This window comes from Bacillus sp. FSL K6-2865, assembly GCF_040311405.1.
GTDB lineage: Bacteria > Bacillota > Bacilli > Bacillales > Bacillaceae > Bacillus > Bacillus velezensis.
In genome coordinates, this window is record NZ_CP152036.1 from 681664 (window position 1) to 698341 (window position 16678).

13 protein-coding genes and 1 pseudogene are annotated in these 16678 nt (G+C 48.3%); 9 read left to right on the top strand and 5 right to left on the bottom strand.

The window, feature by feature from the left end; translation table 11 throughout:
- Nucleotides 1-8: 8 nt before the first annotated feature.
- The gene (gene purD / locus NYE42_RS03400) at nucleotides 9-1277 is read left to right on the top strand and encodes a phosphoribosylamine--glycine ligase (protein WP_032871756.1); all 1269 of its coding nucleotides are present in this window, start codon (nucleotides 9-11) and stop codon (nucleotides 1275-1277) included.
- A 16-nt stretch (nucleotides 1278-1293) separates the two neighbouring features.
- Here the strand turns inward: purD and NYE42_RS03405 are convergent.
- Nucleotides 1294-1419, bottom strand: a pseudogene (locus NYE42_RS03405) (Lrp/AsnC family transcriptional regulator); the annotation flags it as partial.
- A 27-nt stretch (nucleotides 1420-1446) separates the two neighbouring features.
- On the bottom strand, nucleotides 1447-1677 hold the full coding sequence (locus NYE42_RS03410) for a DUF2892 domain-containing protein (RefSeq protein ID WP_017419030.1): 231 nt from the start codon (nucleotides 1675-1677) through the stop codon (nucleotides 1447-1449).
- Between the two features lie 121 nt (nucleotides 1678-1798).
- Here NYE42_RS03410 and NYE42_RS03415 point away from each other — a divergent pair, with 121 nt between their 5' ends.
- The 3 genes from NYE42_RS03415 to NYE42_RS03425 are packed head-to-tail and all read left to right on the top strand — an operon-like array spanning nucleotide 1799 to nucleotide 4875.
- The gene (locus NYE42_RS03415) at nucleotides 1799-3541 is read left to right on the top strand and encodes an adenine deaminase (protein ID WP_327943856.1); all 1743 of its coding nucleotides are present in this window, start codon (nucleotides 1799-1801) and stop codon (nucleotides 3539-3541) included.
- 24 nt (nucleotides 3542-3565) lie between these two features.
- Complete coding sequence (locus tag NYE42_RS03420; RefSeq protein ID WP_017419031.1) at nucleotides 3566-4561, top strand: DUF3048 domain-containing protein; 996 nt, start codon at nucleotides 3566-3568, stop codon at nucleotides 4559-4561.
- 2 nt (nucleotides 4562-4563) lie between these two features.
- Nucleotides 4564-4875 (top strand): YerC/YecD family TrpR-related protein, encoded by a 312-nt coding sequence (locus NYE42_RS03425; protein ID WP_003155745.1) that lies wholly within the window; start codon nucleotides 4564-4566, stop codon nucleotides 4873-4875.
- A gap of 34 nt (nucleotides 4876-4909) precedes the next feature.
- Here the strand turns inward: NYE42_RS03425 and NYE42_RS03430 are convergent, their stop codons facing one another.
- Nucleotides 4910-6484, bottom strand: a complete 1575-nt coding sequence (locus NYE42_RS03430; RefSeq protein WP_015239320.1) for an FMN-binding glutamate synthase family protein — start codon at nucleotides 6482-6484, stop codon at nucleotides 4910-4912.
- A 195-nt stretch (nucleotides 6485-6679) separates the two neighbouring features.
- Between NYE42_RS03430 and NYE42_RS03435 the strand changes: the two genes are divergently transcribed.
- The 5 genes from NYE42_RS03435 to NYE42_RS03455 all read left to right on the top strand — a co-directional run bounded on the left by NYE42_RS03435 (nucleotide 6680) and on the right by NYE42_RS03455 (nucleotide 14122).
- Nucleotides 6680-7369 (top strand): heptaprenylglyceryl phosphate synthase, encoded by a 690-nt coding sequence (locus tag NYE42_RS03435; RefSeq protein ID WP_003155740.1) that lies wholly within the window; start codon nucleotides 6680-6682, stop codon nucleotides 7367-7369.
- Between the two features lie 57 nt (nucleotides 7370-7426).
- Nucleotides 7427-9646 (top strand): DNA helicase PcrA, encoded by a 2220-nt coding sequence (gene pcrA, locus NYE42_RS03440; RefSeq protein WP_020955453.1) that lies wholly within the window; start codon nucleotides 7427-7429, stop codon nucleotides 9644-9646.
- Nucleotides 9647-9670: 24 nt separating this feature from the next.
- Nucleotides 9671-11677, top strand: coding sequence for an NAD-dependent DNA ligase LigA (ligA, locus tag NYE42_RS03445; protein ID WP_144664922.1), 2007 nt, complete (start codon nucleotides 9671-9673; stop codon nucleotides 11675-11677).
- A 15-nt stretch (nucleotides 11678-11692) separates the two neighbouring features.
- Nucleotides 11693-12889, top strand: a complete 1197-nt coding sequence (locus NYE42_RS03450; protein WP_015416980.1) for a CamS family sex pheromone protein — start codon at nucleotides 11693-11695, stop codon at nucleotides 12887-12889.
- A 237-nt stretch (nucleotides 12890-13126) separates the two neighbouring features.
- A complete protein-coding gene (locus tag NYE42_RS03455) occupies nucleotides 13127-14122 on the top strand; it encodes a phosphotransferase enzyme family protein (protein ID WP_342497238.1) in 996 nt (331 codons plus the stop codon).
- A gap of 39 nt (nucleotides 14123-14161) precedes the next feature.
- Here the strand turns inward: NYE42_RS03455 and NYE42_RS03460 are convergent, their stop codons facing one another.
- Together NYE42_RS03460 and putP are read right to left on the bottom strand one after the other, a co-directional pair.
- The gene (locus NYE42_RS03460; RefSeq protein WP_059366735.1) at nucleotides 14162-14854 is read right to left on the bottom strand and encodes an MgtC/SapB family protein; all 693 of its coding nucleotides are present in this window, start codon (nucleotides 14852-14854) and stop codon (nucleotides 14162-14164) included.
- Nucleotides 14855-14974: 120 nt separating this feature from the next.
- Complete coding sequence (putP, locus tag NYE42_RS03465) at nucleotides 14975-16453, bottom strand: sodium/proline symporter PutP (protein ID WP_003155733.1); 1479 nt, start codon at nucleotides 16451-16453, stop codon at nucleotides 14975-14977.
- Nucleotides 16454-16678 lie beyond the last annotated feature (225 nt).

Here is a 16678-nt window from a genome sequence, read left to right on the forward strand (position 1 = left end):
AACGAAGCGTGAATGTATTGATTATCGGAAAAGGCGGCAGAGAGCATACATTGGCTTGGAAAGCGGCGCAAAGCCCGCTTGTTGACACGGTGTACGCCGCGCCCGGAAATGACGGTATGGCAGACTGCGCGACGCTGGTCAACATTGAAGAAAGCGATCATGCCGCACTCATTGCGTTTGCGAAAGAACATCATGTCGGGCTGACGATTATCGGCCCCGAAGTTCCTCTGATTGAAGGGATAGCGGACGAGTTTGAAAAAGCCGGACTGCTTGTTTTCGGACCGTCTGAAAAAGCGGCTATCATTGAAGGAAGCAAACAGTTTGCCAAGGATTTAATGAAAAAATACGGCATTCCGACGGCGGAGTATGAGACGTTTACTTCATTTGAAGAGGCGAAAGCATATGTGCAGCAAAAAGGTGCGCCGATTGTCATTAAAGCGGACGGGCTTGCCGCCGGAAAAGGTGTCACGGTCGCGATGACGGAAGAAGAAGCGATTGAATGCCTGCATGATTTTCTTGAGGATGAGAAATTCGGGGAGGCGAGCGCATCTGTGGTCATTGAAGAGTTCCTCGCCGGCGAAGAATTTTCTTTAATGGCGTTTGTAAAAGGGGAGACCGTCTATCCGATGGTAATCGCTCAAGATCATAAACGCGCCTTCGATGGGGATAAAGGGCCGAATACGGGCGGAATGGGAGCCTACTCACCAGTGCCGCACATTTCCGATGATATCGTCAGAAGCGCAGTCGAAACGATTGTGAAGCCGGCGGCAAAAGCAATGGTCAAAGAGGGGCGTTCCTTCACGGGCGTGCTGTACGCGGGGCTGATTCTGACGGAAAACGGATCAAAAGTCATTGAATTCAACGCGCGCTTCGGAGATCCGGAAACACAGGTCGTCGTGCCGAGAATGGAATCTGACCTCATTCAGGTGCTCTTAGATCTTCTGCATGAGAAGGATGTTGACCTAAGGTGGAAGGATACGGCCGCCGTCAGCGTTGTGCTGGCTTCTGAAGGCTATCCGGAAGGCTATGCGAAAGGGACGCCGATCGGCAGTTTGACGTCCGCTGAAGACGGGATCGCCGTTTTTCATGCCGGAACGAAAAAAGACGGCGGACAATTTGTTACAAACGGCGGCCGGGTCGCCAATGTCACGGCATTTGCTGAGACATTTGAAGCGGCAAGAGATAAAGTGTACAGCGCCGTTTCAGGGCTGACAAAACCCGGACTGTTTTACAGAAGCGACATCGGCGCCCGTGCGCTGAAAGCATCGCAGCGATAAAGAGGAAAACCCCGCGTTATATAAGATGCGGGTTTTCTTCTGAAAAGACGACTAAGACTGTCGGCTTGCCGTGTGACACGCAGTCATCGATGAAGTCCTCCGGCGTATAGACGGATTCTTCTCAGACTCGCGGGACAGGAGAAATTAAATAACAAGCCGAAACGGCTTGTTATTTTTCTTGCTGATGGCTGTCATCCTGATTCATTCCGGTTTGGAACATATATGTCACCGGACAGAAGCGGAGGATGCCGGACGCCGCTTTCATCGCGCCCATCATCATACAGAAGAGATGCATCTTGCACCAAGGTTTTCTCGTGTATTTCGCTGAAGCAGCAGACAAAATGGTGAGGCCGCAAGTGATGCGCATAACGGCATTTAATAAACTGATATTCGGTTTCATCATTTCAGCTCCCTTAGAAAAAGTTTTTTATTCATCTTCAATAATTTGTAACGTTTTAGCCGTGCGATAATTGTGCGGATGTGATACGATGGGTCTAATATAAGCGAAGGAGAGTATGTGAATGTCCGAACGTACCTTTAACTGGAAAAATAAAGACATCAGATCACAGGCGGATGTTGTAGACTCAAAGCTGCTTCCAACGCTACTTTTACGGGATGCTCTCGTATTAAATCCTTTTTTAAAACAATGGCTGAAAAAGAATGTCTGGATTTATGGAGACCGAATTGTATATGTTGGTCATGAGCTTCCTGATGCAGCAGAGCACATTCATACCATAAATTGTGAAGGAAAATACATTGTGCCAGGTTACATTGAACCGCATACACATCCTTTTCAAATATATAATCCCCAAACGCTCGCCGAATATGTGTCTCAATTCGGAACAACGACGTTTGTTAATGATAACTTGTTTTTTCTTTTGCACAGCGGTAAAAAGAAAGCGCTTACTATATTGGAGGAACTGAAAAAACAGCCGGTGCAATACTTCTGGTGGTCCAGATATGATCTGCAGACTGAAGTGCTGAATGAGGATCAGCTTCTTTCTTTTGATGTCCGCAAGCAATGGATGGAGCACCCGGATGTCATTCAAGGCGGAGAATTGACCGGATGGCCGCGCCTCATGGACGGCGATGACCTGATGCTTCATTGCATGCAGGCGACAAAGAAACTGCGCAAGCGGATAGAAGGGCATTTTCCCGGAGCCTCTGAAAAAACATTGACGAAGATGAAACTGTTCGGGGCTGATTCTGACCACGAGGCGATGAATGGCGGCGAGGTGATGAGACGGCTTGAATTGGGCTACTATGTTTCGCTCAGACATTCATCCATCCGCCCTGATTTGAGAACGATTTTGCAGGATCTCCATCAAAAAGGCTTCCGGCATTATGATCATTTCTTCTACACGACGGATGGAGCGACGCCGCATTTTTATAAAGGCGGCATGACGAATGAATTAATCAAAATCGCTTTGGAGGAAGGAGTTCCGGCGATCGATGCCTATAATATGGCCTCCTTTAATATCGCGAAGTATTATCAGATGGACGACTTTCTCGGTGTGGTCGGTCCGGGACGGCTTGCTTCATTGAACATTCTCGATGACCCGATGAATCCGGACCCGGTCACGGTGATCTCCAAAGGAATCCTGCTGAGGGAAGACGGCCGAAATATGAATGCGTTTACAGAAACGGATTGGAAAAAGGGCGGTCTTGTCCCTCTTGAGCTTTCATATGATATGACGATGGATGATTTACAGTTTTCAATGCCGATGGGTGTGACCATGCGCAACGCGGTCATTATGGAGCCGTATATGATTGCAATTGATAATTCTGTTGACCAGCTTTCTTTTGATCATGATGAATGCTATCTCACGCTTCTCGATAAGCATGGAAAATGGCGGGTCAATACAATGCTGAAAGGTTTTGCCGATCGGGTGCAGGGCTTTGTCAGTTCCTACACGACAACCGGAGATATTATCGCTGCCGGAAAAAATAAAGAAGATATCCTGCTCGCTTTCTCACGGATGAAAGAAATCGGCGGCGGAATCGTGCTTGCCGAAAACGGGAAGATTCTGCATGAGATTCCCCTCGCCTTAAACGGTTCTGCATCTGCGGAGAAGTATGAAGAAGTGCTTGAGAAAGAACAAAAACTGAGGATGTTGCTGGAGGAGCGGGGCTACCGATTCTGCGATCCGATCTATACGCTGCTCTTTTTGCAGAGCACACACCTGCCTTATATCCGCATTACGCCGAGAGGAATATTTGACGTGATGAAAAAAACTGTACTCTTTCCATCGATAATGCGTTAAAATATAAAAGCAGGGAGCCGACATATGAAAAGATGGAAAACCGTTTGTATGCTTTGTTTTGCGTTTTTGCTGCTTGCCGCCTGCCGGCAGAACAATGCCGATCAGGTGCAGCCGAAAGAAGCGGAAGCTCCTTTAACGGGGCTGAAAACTGAGCAGAAGCTTGCAGAACGCCGTCCGATTGCAGTCGCAGTGAACAATCATCCGAAGGCGAGGCCCCAATCCGGGCTGTCAAAGGCGGACGTTGTCATCGAAGCGCTCGCGGAGGGCCGGATTACGCGGTTTCTCGCGATTTTTCAAAGTGAGATGCCGGAAACGGTCGGGCCTGTGCGGAGCGCGAGGGAATATTTTGTCACGCTCAGCAGCGGGTTTAACAGCATATTTGTCCATCATGGCTGGAGTCCCGGCGCAAAAAAGCAGCTGGAGTCCGGAGCTTACGATTATATAAACGGTTTGGATTTTGACGGAAGCCTGTTTTGGAGAGCCGATTTCAGCAAGCCGCCCCACAATTCCTACACGTCGTATGACAATATCAGGAAGGCGGCGGAACAAAAAGGATACAAGCTGAACGGAAAAACAGAACCGCTCCCATTTCAGACATCAGATGCAAAACCAGGAAATGAAACCTACAATATTCGGATAGATTATGGAACACAAAACATTACAAATCTTGTCGAATACGATTATGATAAAAAAGCTGATGCTTATACAAGAAGCTCTGATGGTGTGAAAGCGACAGACCGGGAGACCGGAAAGCCTTTAGCCATGCACAACATTTTTATTGTTGAAGCCGGCCATCGCATGACAGACAAAGATGGAAGGCGGGCCATCGATATTCAGTCAGGGGGGAAGGGCCTCCTGCTTCAGCACGGCGATGTTATGGAGTCAGACTGGGAATATAAAGACGGCCGTATTCTGCCCGTAAAAGGCGGTGAGATTCTTCCGTTTGTGCCAGGAAAGACATGGATTAATATCGTGCCTGATCTCGATGCAGCTTCCATTAGTAAAGGAGAAGGTGTTTGACGATGCAAATCGATAAATTACGCGGAAAAGAACTGGACCAGTTATTTTTATCTATTTTATCGCTGAAAGATCTGGAGGAATGCTATCGTTTCTTTGACGATCTTTGTACGATTAATGAAATCCAATCGCTGGCGCAGCGTTTGGAAGTGGCGAGAATGCTCCGCGAAGGAAATACGTATCACAAAATAGAAAGCGAAACGGGTGCTTCCACAGCGACGATTTCCCGGGTGAAGAGATGCTTAAATTACGGTAACGACGCCTATGAAATGGCGCTTGACCGCGTAAACAAAGGAGAATCCTCCTCAGCTACGTAAAAAACCGCTCTGCCGATGACGGCAGGCGGTTTTTTTATGCGTGCTGATTCAAAAGGCCGGGAAGTTCCCTCAGGCTTCCGTCTTCCTCCCTGTATACGATGTGTTCAGCTGAGAAATGAATCGGCGAGCTGATGCCCGCCGCCGCGGCAAGGTGAAACAGCCCTTCACGCAACGAGAGCACGTAGTTGCAGACGCGGTGCTGTTTATCTTCGATACTGAGCGCGCGCTGAAGTTTTGGATCGGTTGTCGCCACTCCGACAGGACAATGATTGGTGTGGCATACTTGAGCGCGGATACAGCCGACTGAAAACATCATTCCCCGGGCAATATTGACAAAATCCGCGCCTAACGCGAGGGCAACGGCAATCTTATCCGGAGTGAGCAGCTTTCCGGATGCGAAAATTTTCAGCTTATCTCTTATCCCGTATGTCTTCAAAAGGCCGTCAACAAGGGGAAGGCCGGTCAGAATCGGCAGGCCGACGGAATCCGCCAGCTCATGGAAAGAAGCTCCCGTTCCCCCTTCACTGCCGTCAATCGTAATAAAGTCGGGAAGTTTGCCTGATGAACTCATACAGGAAATAAGGTCTTCAAGGTCTTTGCGGCTGCCCGGGACAATTTTGATGCCGACCGGTTTTTCACCGACAGTCCTTAATTTCTCAATGAAATCAAGCATGTCCGGAACATTTGAGAACTCGTTGAAGCGGTTTGGGCTGTCAATGGATTGTCCGGGCTGCACATTTCTGATGGCGGCAATTTCTTCGGTCACCTTTGAACCGTCAATATGCCCGCCTCTTGCTTTTGCCCCTTGCGCAAGCTTTAATTCAAAGGCTTTAATCTGCTCGAGGCGGCTTTTTTTCTTAAATTCTTCCCATGAAAATTCTCCATCTTCAGTGCGCACGCCGAACAGCCCGGGGCCGATTTGGCAGATAATATCCGCGCCGCCTTTCAAGTGATACTCAGACAGGCCGCCTTCGCCTGTATTCATCCATGTGCCGCCGGCCTGGTGCAGCCCTTTTGACAGGGCGGTGATTGCACGGTCGCCAAGTGAGCCGTAGCTCATCGCTGATTGTCCGATTAACCCTTTCACATAAAACGGCTTCTTGCATGTGTCGCGGCCGATCACTTGCACATCGTCCGGATGCAGGTAATAAGGGTCCGCTTTTGCTTTTTCGCGGTGTTCGCTGCGTTTCAGCAGGTTGTCTTTGTCAATCTTGTATACCATCGTGTCGATCTTCGGCGTCTGATCTGCGCGCAGCTCCTCCCTTTGTTTCGGGAAGAGGGCGTTACGGATATAATAGCCCGGCTGATCGAAATCCCGTTCTGAGCCGAAGCCCATCATTCTGCTCTTATACTTTCCGGACATGACCGTCTGTTCATATTCTCTCCGGGAAAACGGCTGTTCTTCGTTATCATTGCTGAATAAATACTGCCGCAGCTCAGGTCCGATTTTTTCAAATATATAGCGCAGTTTTCCCGCTACGGGATAATTGCGCAGCACTGAATGTTCTTCCTGCTTTTCGTCTCTTATGTATATCCAGAGAAACAATGCGGCGGGAACTAAAATAATAAAAATCAATATACAAATCAGTACGATAATGGCTTGTTCCATTGAGATCAGACTCCTTGTCTTTTTTCTCTTTGACATTCCACATATTGTCTGTTTTCAAACATAGCCGTTTCCCGTCCGGCGGAGCGCAATCTTTTTTTGTGAATCAGGTGAATGACGTCTTTTTCCGTTTTTCCGGGCCAAACGAATTTGTTATAATGTTTAAATGGCAAGAAACGAATGGAGGAACGAAAACGCATGTACGATGTTAACGAGTGGAAGCATGTTTTTAAACTCGATCCGAATAAAGATTTACCGGATGAACAGCTGGAACGGCTTTGTGAATCAGGGACTGACGCCATTGTGATCGGAGGAAGCGACAATATCACCGAGGACAATGTGCTGAGACTGATGTCAAAGGTGCGGCGGTTTTTAGTGCCGTGCGTACTTGAGGTGTCGACGATTGATTCCATTGTGCCCGGGTTTGATCTTTATTTCATTCCGAGTGTGCTCAACAGCAAAAAGGCGGACTGGATTGTCGGCATGCATCATCAGGCGATGAAAGAATACGGAGAGCTCATGTCAATGGAGGAAATCGTGACGGAGGGCTACTGCATCGTCAACCCTGATTGTAAGGCGGCCGCTTTGACGGAGGCGGATACACATATAGAAACAGAAGATATTCTCGCCTATGCGCGGGTCGCGGAACATTTGCTTCATCTCCCGATTTTTTATCTGGAATACAGCGGGATGCTGGCGGACATAGAAACGGTGGAGAAAACGAAGGCTGTGCTGGACAAGTCCGTCCTGTTTTACGGAGGCGGCATTAAAGACGCGGAAACGGCGGAACGGTTCGGCCGTCATGCCGATGTCATCGTTGTCGGAAATGCCGTATATGAAGATTTTGATCAGGCGCTTAAAACGGTGGCGGCTGTAAAGACAAAGTAGCCAAGCGGACGAAATTGATTTATGATAGAACATATGTTTGATAGGCGGTGAACGGATATGAATTACATTAGCAATCAATTATTAAGCGGATTAAATCCCGTTCAGCAGGAAGCGGTCAAGACGACGGACGGTCCGCTGCTTCTGATGGCGGGCGCGGGAAGCGGAAAAACACGTGTGCTGACGCACAGAATCGCATACTTAATGGCGGAAAAACACGTGGCGCCATGGAACATTCTGGCGATTACATTTACAAATAAAGCCGCCAGAGAAATGAAGGAGAGGGTAGAGAGCATTCTCGGACCTGGCGCGGATGAAATCTGGATTTCCACTTTCCACAGCATGTGCGTGCGGATTCTGCGCAGGGATATTGACAGAATCGGCATCAACCGAAATTTCTCCATTCTTGATACGGCTGATCAGCTTTCCGTTATTAAAGGGATTCTGAAAGAGCGGAATATCGATCCGAAAAAGTTTGATCCGAGAAGTATTTTAGGCTCCATCAGCAGCGCAAAAAACGAGCTGATCGAACCTGAGGAATTCGCAAAATCGGCCGGCGGCTACTACGATCAGGTCACGAGTGACGTGTATACCGATTATCAGAAAAAACTGCTGAAAAACCAATCGCTCGATTTTGATGATTTAATCATGACGACGATTAAGCTTTTCGAGCGTGTGCCGGAAGTGCTTGAGTTTTATCAGCGCAAATTCCAGTACATTCACGTAGACGAGTATCAGGATACGAACAGGGCGCAATACCTCCTTGTGAAGCAGCTTGCGGCCCGCCTTGAAAATATCTGCGTCGTCGGTGACTCCGACCAGTCCATTTACAGATGGCGCGGGGCGGATATCGCGAATATCCTTTCCTTTGAAAAAGATTATCCGAGCGCAAACGTGATTTTGCTCGAGCAAAACTACCGCTCAACAAAGCGGATTCTGCAGGCGGCTAACGAAGTGATCAAAAACAATTCAAACCGCAAGCCGAAAAACCTGTGGACGGAAAATGACGAAGGCATCAAGCTTTCTTATTACAGCGGCGACAATGAATTCGGCGAAGGCCAATTCGTCGCGGGCAAAATTTATGAGCTGCACAGCTCGGGCCGGCGGAAGCTTTCCGATATCGCGATTTTATACCGGACAAACGCCCAGTCGCGCGTCATTGAGGAAACCCTTTTAAAATCCGGACTGAACTACAATATCGTCGGCGGAACCAAGTTCTACGACAGGAAAGAAATTAAAGACATTCTCGCATACCTGCGCCTTGTGTCAAACCCGGACGACGACATCAGTTTTACGCGGATCGTCAATGTGCCGAAGCGGGGCGTCGGCGCAACTTCGCTAGAAAAAATCGCTTCATATGCGGCGATGAACGGAATGTCAATGTTCCAGGCGATCAAACAGGTTGATTTCATCGGCGTCAGCGCGAAAGCGGCAAACGCGCTTGACGGCTTTGGCGCGATGATTGAAAATCTGACGAACATGCAGGATTACCTGTCCATTACGGAACTCACGGAAGAAATTCTCGAGAAAACGGAATACAGAGAAATGCTGAAGGCCGAAAAATCAATCGAAGCCCAAAGCCGTCTTGAAAATATCGACGAGTTTCTTTCCGTGACGAAAAACTTCGAACAAAAAAGCGAAGACAAGTCTCTCGTCGCGTTTCTGACTGATTTGGCGCTGATTGCTGATATTGACCAGCTCGACCAGAAGGAAGAAGAATCAGGCGGAAAGGATGCCGTCACTTTAATGACACTGCACGCCGCTAAGGGGCTTGAATTTCCTGTCGTGTTCTTAATGGGCATGGAAGAAGGCGTGTTCCCGCACAGCCGCTCCCTGATGGAAGAAGCCGAGATGGAAGAAGAACGCAGGCTCGCATATGTAGGCATTACGAGGGCGGAAGAAGAACTGTATCTAACGAATGCCAAAATGCGCACCTTATTCGGCCGCACCAATATGAATCCGGAATCCCGCTTTATCAGGGAAATACCTGGCGATTTATTGGAGAACCTAAATGAGAAGAAAACACCTCGCATGCAGCCGGGAAGAAAAGTGCAGCCGAAACGCGGGCCCGTATCCCGTCCCGTTTCTTATGCGAACAAAACAGGCGGCGACTCGCTCAGCTGGGCGGTCGGCGATAAAGCGGGCCATAAAAAATGGGGCACCGGAACGGTTGTCAGCGTAAAAGGAGAAGGCGAAAGCACCGAGCTTGATATCGCATTCCCGAGCCCAGTCGGCGTGAAGCGTCTGCTTGCCGCTTTTGCGCCGATTGAAAAGCAGTAACCTGAAGAGGAAAGGAAGAACATGATGGACAAAGAAACAGCGAAACACCGGGCAGAAGAATTGCGCCGCACCATCAATCAGTACAGTTATGAATATTACACCTTAGATGAACCGAGCGTGCCGGATTCCGAGTACGACAGACTGATTCAGGAGCTGATTGCCATAGAGGAAGAGCACCCGGAACTCAGAACGCCTGATTCGCCCACACAGCGGGTCGGGGGAGCGGTGCTTGAATCGTTTCAAAAGGTGCAGCACGGCACGCCGATGCTCAGTCTCGGCAACGCATTTAACGATGATGATCTCCGCGATTTTGACCGCCGGGTCCGTCAGGCTGTCGGTGACGGCGTCGCTTATAATGTGGAGCTGAAAATAGACGGTCTTGCTGTTTCTCTCCGTTATGAAGACGGCTATTTCGTCAGAGGCGCGACAAGAGGAGACGGAACGACGGGCGAAGATATCACGGAAAACTTAAAAACGATCCGCAACATTCCGCTGAAAATGAAACGGAATCTTTCCATAGAAGTGCGCGGAGAGGCGTACATGCCGAAACAGTCATTTGAAGCGCTCAATGAAGAAAGGCTGAAACATGAAGAGGAGCCGTTCGCCAATCCCCGGAACGCGGCTGCGGGCTCACTCAGACAGCTCGATCCGAAAATTGCAGCGAAACGAAATCTTGACATCTTCGTCTACAGTATAGCGGAGCTTGACGAGATGGGTGTGGAAACACAGAGTCAGGGCCTGAATTTTCTGGATGAGCTCGGTTTTAAAACAAACCAGGAACGAAAAAAATGCGCCACGATAGATGAAGTCATTGAAATGATCGAAGAGCTGCAGGCGAAGCGGGCCGATCTCCCGTATGAAATTGACGGAATCGTCATCAAAGTCGATTCGCTCGACCAGCAGGAAGAGCTCGGGTATACGGCAAAAAGCCCGCGCTGGGCGATTGCTTATAAATTCCCGGCGGAAGAGGTCGTGACAAAACTGCTCGATATCGAACTGAATGTCGGAAGAACGGGCGTCATTACGCCGACCGCCGTTCTGGAACCGGTAAAAGTCGCGGGAACGACGGTCTCAAGAGCATCCCTTCATAACGAAGATTTAATTAAAGAGAAGGATATCCGCATTCTCGATAAAGTGGTCGTCAAAAAAGCGGGCGACATCATCCCTGAGGTCGTCAATGTCTTAATCGAACAGCGGACCGGGGAAGAAAAAGAATTCAATATGCCGACCAGCTGCCCTGAGTGCGAAAGCGAGCTAGTGCGCATTGAAGGAGAAGTCGCGCTGCGCTGCATCAATCCGGAATGTCCGGCGCAGATCAGAGAAGGCCTGATTCACTTTGTCTCACGCAACGCGATGAATATTGACGGACTCGGAGAACGTGTCATCACACAGCTTTTCCGTGAACATCTCGTCCGTAATGTCGCTGATTTGTATAAGCTGACGAAAGAGCAGGTCATCCGGCTTGAGCGGATGGGGGAAAAATCAACTGACAATCTGATCAGCTCCATCCAAAAGTCGAAAGAGAATTCGCTGGAACGCCTGCTGTTCGGTCTCGGCATCCGTTTTATCGGCTCAAAAGCGGCCAAAACACTCGCCATGCATTTTGAAAGCCTGGAAAATCTGAAACAAGCTACGGAAGAAGAGCTGCTTGCGGTGGATGAAATCGGCGAAAAGATGGCCGATGCCGTTATCACCTATTTCCGCAAAGAAGAAATGCTTGAGCTATTGAATGAACTTGAGAAACTCGGTGTGAACACACTCTACAAAGGCCCGAAAAAAGTAAAAGCGGAGGACAGCGACTCTTATTTTGCCGGCAAAACCATCGTGTTAACCGGAAAGCTTGAAGAGCTGTCCAGAAATGAAGCCAAGGCGCAGATTGAAGCGCTCGGCGGAAAGCTGACGGGATCTGTCAGCAAAAAAACAGACTTGCTGATTGCCGGAGAAGCAGCCGGAAGCAAGCTGACAAAAGCGCAGGAATTAAACATTGAAGTATGGAATGAAGCACAGCTATTGGGAGAGCTAAAGAAATAAGAGGAGTGTTTTCTATTGAAAAAGATGTTGGCATTGGCGGCGACGGCAACGGCGGCAGTACTCATGCTGTCGGCCTGTTCGCCGAGTTTCGGGGGGAACAAAGAGGAAGAGATCACGCAGAAAACGGCAAAGTCTTCTGAAAAAGCGATCATACCGAAATATAATATCTCTGATTCCTACTATAAAATGGTGCTTCCGTTTAAGGCCGGAAAAGCGCGCGGCCTGACCGCGGACCGGCTGAACACGAGGCTGGACATCGATGAATTCGAGACGGGTCTGATGCGGCTCGCTCAAGACACGTTCCCGACGGATGACTATTTGTATCAGGAAGGCCAGTATTTAGATGAGGACACGGTACTCAGCTGGCTTGACCGCAAAAAAGAGGGCAGTGATCTGAAAAAGGCGAAAAAGGCAGACGCCAATTTCCAGAATCTCGGCTTAAATCCCGTGCTGCCAAGCTCGGGATCGGCAAAAGAGAAAAATGAAAACAGCCCGATTTACTTAGCGTCCATGCTTGAGCAGGATTACTTAGTAAGAAAAGATAAAAATTCCATCCAGCTTGGCGGTATCATGATCGGTCTCGCTCTCAACTCTGTATACTATTACCGTGAAAACACAGGTGATCCGCAGCAGGAAGTGGAGCTCAGTGACAAAACGATCCGCAGCCACGGTGAAGAAATCGCCCAGGAAGTCGTTAACCGCCTTCGGAAAATGGATAACCTGAAAAATGTGCCGATTACCGTCGCCCTTTATAAACAAGCGCCGAAAACATCAATCGTACCGGGGAATTACATTGCAAAAACAGAAGTCAAGGCCGGCTCATCCACCATTTCAAACTGGGATGATGTCAAAGAAAAGTACGTCTTCTATCCGGCGGATACAGACACGGCAAAAAAATACCCTGATGATTCCGAAGTATTTAAACGCTTCAAAAACGCCATCGACAGCTACTTCCCGAATTACACCGGAGTCGTCGGAACGGCAATGTACGAAAACGATGAAATGAGAAAAATGAAGATTGAAATCCCGATGCAATTTTACGGGAAAAGCGAAGTCATCGCCTTCACCCAATACTTAACAGGTGAGCTGATGGATTATTATTCAAAAGGCTCAGTTGATGTCGAAATTAACATTACCTCGTCTGACGGGCAGGAAGCGCTGATCGTCCGCAATGCGGGTGACAAAGAACCGACCGTCCATATTTACGATTAACCAAGATGCCCTTGTTCATTTCTGTATGAGCAAGGGTTTTTTTATTGTGAATATCGTTGGAGCGAGGAATGAGGTATGTTAAGATATTTGTATAATCAGGAATTAACAGGAAAACACATTTCATTTCTAAGCGGATGTTACTAATCTGCTGTGAAAAAAGAAGGGCAGGAATGTTGATGAATGACATTTGCTGAGTACACACACCGCCTACAAACGTTATGAAAAGGGTGAATCAGCATGCATAAAGATATTAAAGCGATTTTTGAGGAAGATAAGGTGCTGGCTGAGGCCGGTGAAATATATGGATTTACCAAGTTTCAATTTATTGCGGACGCAGAGAACTACGTATATGAAATTGTGAAAGATAACGAACCGTATATCTTAAAAATTACGCATACGATCAGAAGAACACCGGAATATATTCTCGGAGAAATGGAATGGCTTCATCATCTGGCAAGGGGAGGGCTTTCAGCAGCAAAGCCGATTCCTTCATTAAGTGGCAAAGATGTCGAAGAAGTCCCGGATGGAAAAGGCGGAGCGTTTTTAGTAAGAGTCTATGAAAAAGCGCCCGGACGCAAAGTGGAGGAACCAGACTGGAACGGAACCCTGTTTTACGAGCTTGGAAAGTACACGGGGAACATGCACCGGCTGACGAAAAGCTACCGTCTGAGCGATCCGACATATAAAAGGCAGGAATGGGATGAAGAGGAGCAGCTGAAGCTGAGAAAATACGTACCCGCAGATCAGCATCTCGTATTTGAGCGGGCGGATGCTCTAATGGAAAAACTGCGCCGTTTGCCGAAGAACCCTGAAAACTACGGCCTTGTGCACGCCGATCTGCACCACGGCAATTTCAATTGGGACAACGGAAAAATCACTGCATTTGATTTTGATGATATCGGCTACAATTGGTTTGTGAATGATATCAGTATTCTGCTGTACAACATGTTGTGGTATCCGGTCATCCCGTATGAAGACAAGGCCGCGTTTACGGGTGAATTCATGACTCACTTTATGAAAGGCTACAGGGAAGAAAATGACCTTGACCCCGCCTGGCTTGAACACATCCCGGATTTTCTCCGGCTGCGCCATATGCTGATCTACGGATTATTGCATCAGGCGTTTGACCTCAATTCACTCGGGGACGAGGAACTTGAGATGCTGAAAACCTTCAGGCGTGATATCGAAAATGAAACCCCGATTACGGAGTATAACTTTTCTGCATTCATATAAATAGAAAAACGCCGGCTGAATCCAGCCCGGCGTTTTTTTTTATAGCGTATCACACTTCACTCCGACGACACCCTGAATTTCTTTAATATCATAATAGACGTCAGTGGTGTAGCGGTTTTTATGAACACTGACTTTCACTTCCATAATCGGAAATTCTTTTTCGCGCAGATCATCAATCCGGACGGAGTGAATGCGGAGCTGTTTGCTTTTCATTTCCTTTAAAATCTCGGTCATTTTGTCTTTATCGGAAAGAGACATTCTCACGCGGATATCTTTTTCCTTCAAGCGGTTGGGACCGATTTTTCTGATCAGCCACGGAAGAAATTCGACACTGATCAGGATAAACAAGAGGCTTGCGAACGCCTCTTTATAAAAGCCGGCGCCTGTAGCCAGACCGAGCCCGGCTGCGCCCCAGATGATAGCCGATGTCGTCAGGCCGGATATGACGTCATTGCTTTTACGCAGGATCACGCCCGCGCCGATAAAACCGACGCCGGAAATGATTTGGGCGGGAAGGCGGAGCGGATCCATCATGATACGGTAATATTTTGGGAAATGATATGCCGCATTAATGCTGACGATCGTCAGCATACAGGAGCTGACGGCGATGACGATACAGGTTTTCAGTCCGAGCGGTTTGTTTTTCAGCTCGCGTTCAAGACCGATGATCATGCCGATCAGCGTGGCAATGCCCAGCTTTAATAAAATGTCTGGTTCGATAGGCCAGCTCAATTTGCACAGCACCTCCGCAATTTTTCTTATAATAAATTGATATGATTTTCTCACAGTATTTATAGCAGGACAAGTGCGGAAGAAAAAAGCCGTCAGGGATAAAATCTGACGGCTTTTTGTCTATTTCTTGTTTTTCAAAAGAGCTTCCATCCGGCTGAACAGCTGATAAGAAGCATCGGCCGGTTTTTTGGTCAGCAGGCTGACGGCAATACCGGCAATCAGACTGAGGAAGAACCCCGGAATGATTTCGTATACGCCGGTTGAAGCGGCAAGCCCTGTCGTGATCCAGATTAAAACGGCCGCGGCCCCGGTAATCATCGCCGCAAGCGCTCCCCATTCATTCATCCGTTTCCAGTACAGACTGAGCAAGAGCGCCGGGCCGATAGCCGAACCGAAGCCTGCCCACGCATATCCGACCAGATCAAGAATGGTGCTGTTCGGATTCATGGAAAGCAAAATGGCGATAACGGCCACGATCAATACCGACAGGCGTCCGGTCATGACCAATTCTTTATCGCTCGCTTCCCGTCTGAAAAAGGCGCGGTATAAATCTTCCGTAATGGCGCTTGCCGTTACGAGAAGCTGTGAGGAAATGGAACTCATGATCGCCGCTAAAATCGCGGACAGCAAGAAGCCCGTAATCAGCGGATGGAACAAGATTTTAGAAAAAATAATGAAAATCGTTTCCGGATCTTTTACGGAGACTCCGAAGTGATGAGAATACGCAACGCCGATAATCCCGGTCAGCAATGAGCCGACAACTGAAATAAACATCCAGCTCATCCCGATTCTGCGGGCGGGTTTTAAATCTTTCACTTCTTTAATCGCCATAAATCGTACGATGATATGAGGCTGGCCGTAATAGCCGAGTCCCCATGCCAAATAAGAAATAATGCTAATGACGCTCGCGCCTTTAAAGATATCCAATAGTTTCGGGTTAACGGCGTTGATCGAATCAATCGTCGTTGAAACGCTCCCGAGCTGGGTAAAAGCAACGATCGGCACAAGCACTAATGCCGCAAACATGATCGCTCCCTGTACAAAGTCAGTCAGACTGACAGCGAGAAAACCGCCAAACAGCGTGTAAAGCACAACAACACCGGCCGTTAAAAACAAACCGAATTTGTAGTCGGCGCCGAATGCCGATTCAAATAACCTGCCTCCGGATACCATCCCGGACGATGTGTACAGTGTGAAAAAGATCATAATAATCACGGCGGAAACAATTTTCAGCAATGATGACGAGTGGCGGAACCGTTTATCGAAAAAATCGGGAATCGTAATCGCATCATCCGCAACTTCCGTGTAAGCGCGCAGCCTCGGAGCAAGCAGCAGATAATTTGAATACGCGCCGATCGTCAAACCGAGCGCCAGCCATAAGGTCGATAACCCCGTTGCGAACATTGCGCCGGGAACTCCCATCAGCATCCATGCGCTCATATCGGCCGCACCTGCGGACAGCGCCGTTACGAACGGGCCGAGTCCTCTTCCGCCCAGCATGTAATCATTAATATTCGTTGTCTTCCTGAATGCGTACCAGCCGATTAACAGCATGGCAGCAAAGTAAATGCCAAGAGATATAATTAATTCAATACTCACGTTTTTGGACCCTCTCTTCTTTCATGTAAATGTTGCATCACCTCTGCAGATTAGTAGTGCCGGAATATGTGCCGGCGATCCAGCCTTTAGTCATCATTCCATGCGGATCGCATGATTTAGTGCTGGCTATGGTTACTAAACCTAACAAAGTATCCCCGATCAATCAACTCTCGAAACCTGGCCCGCTCAAGGAAAAAATCCCCGCCAACATAGAACAGCTTAGAG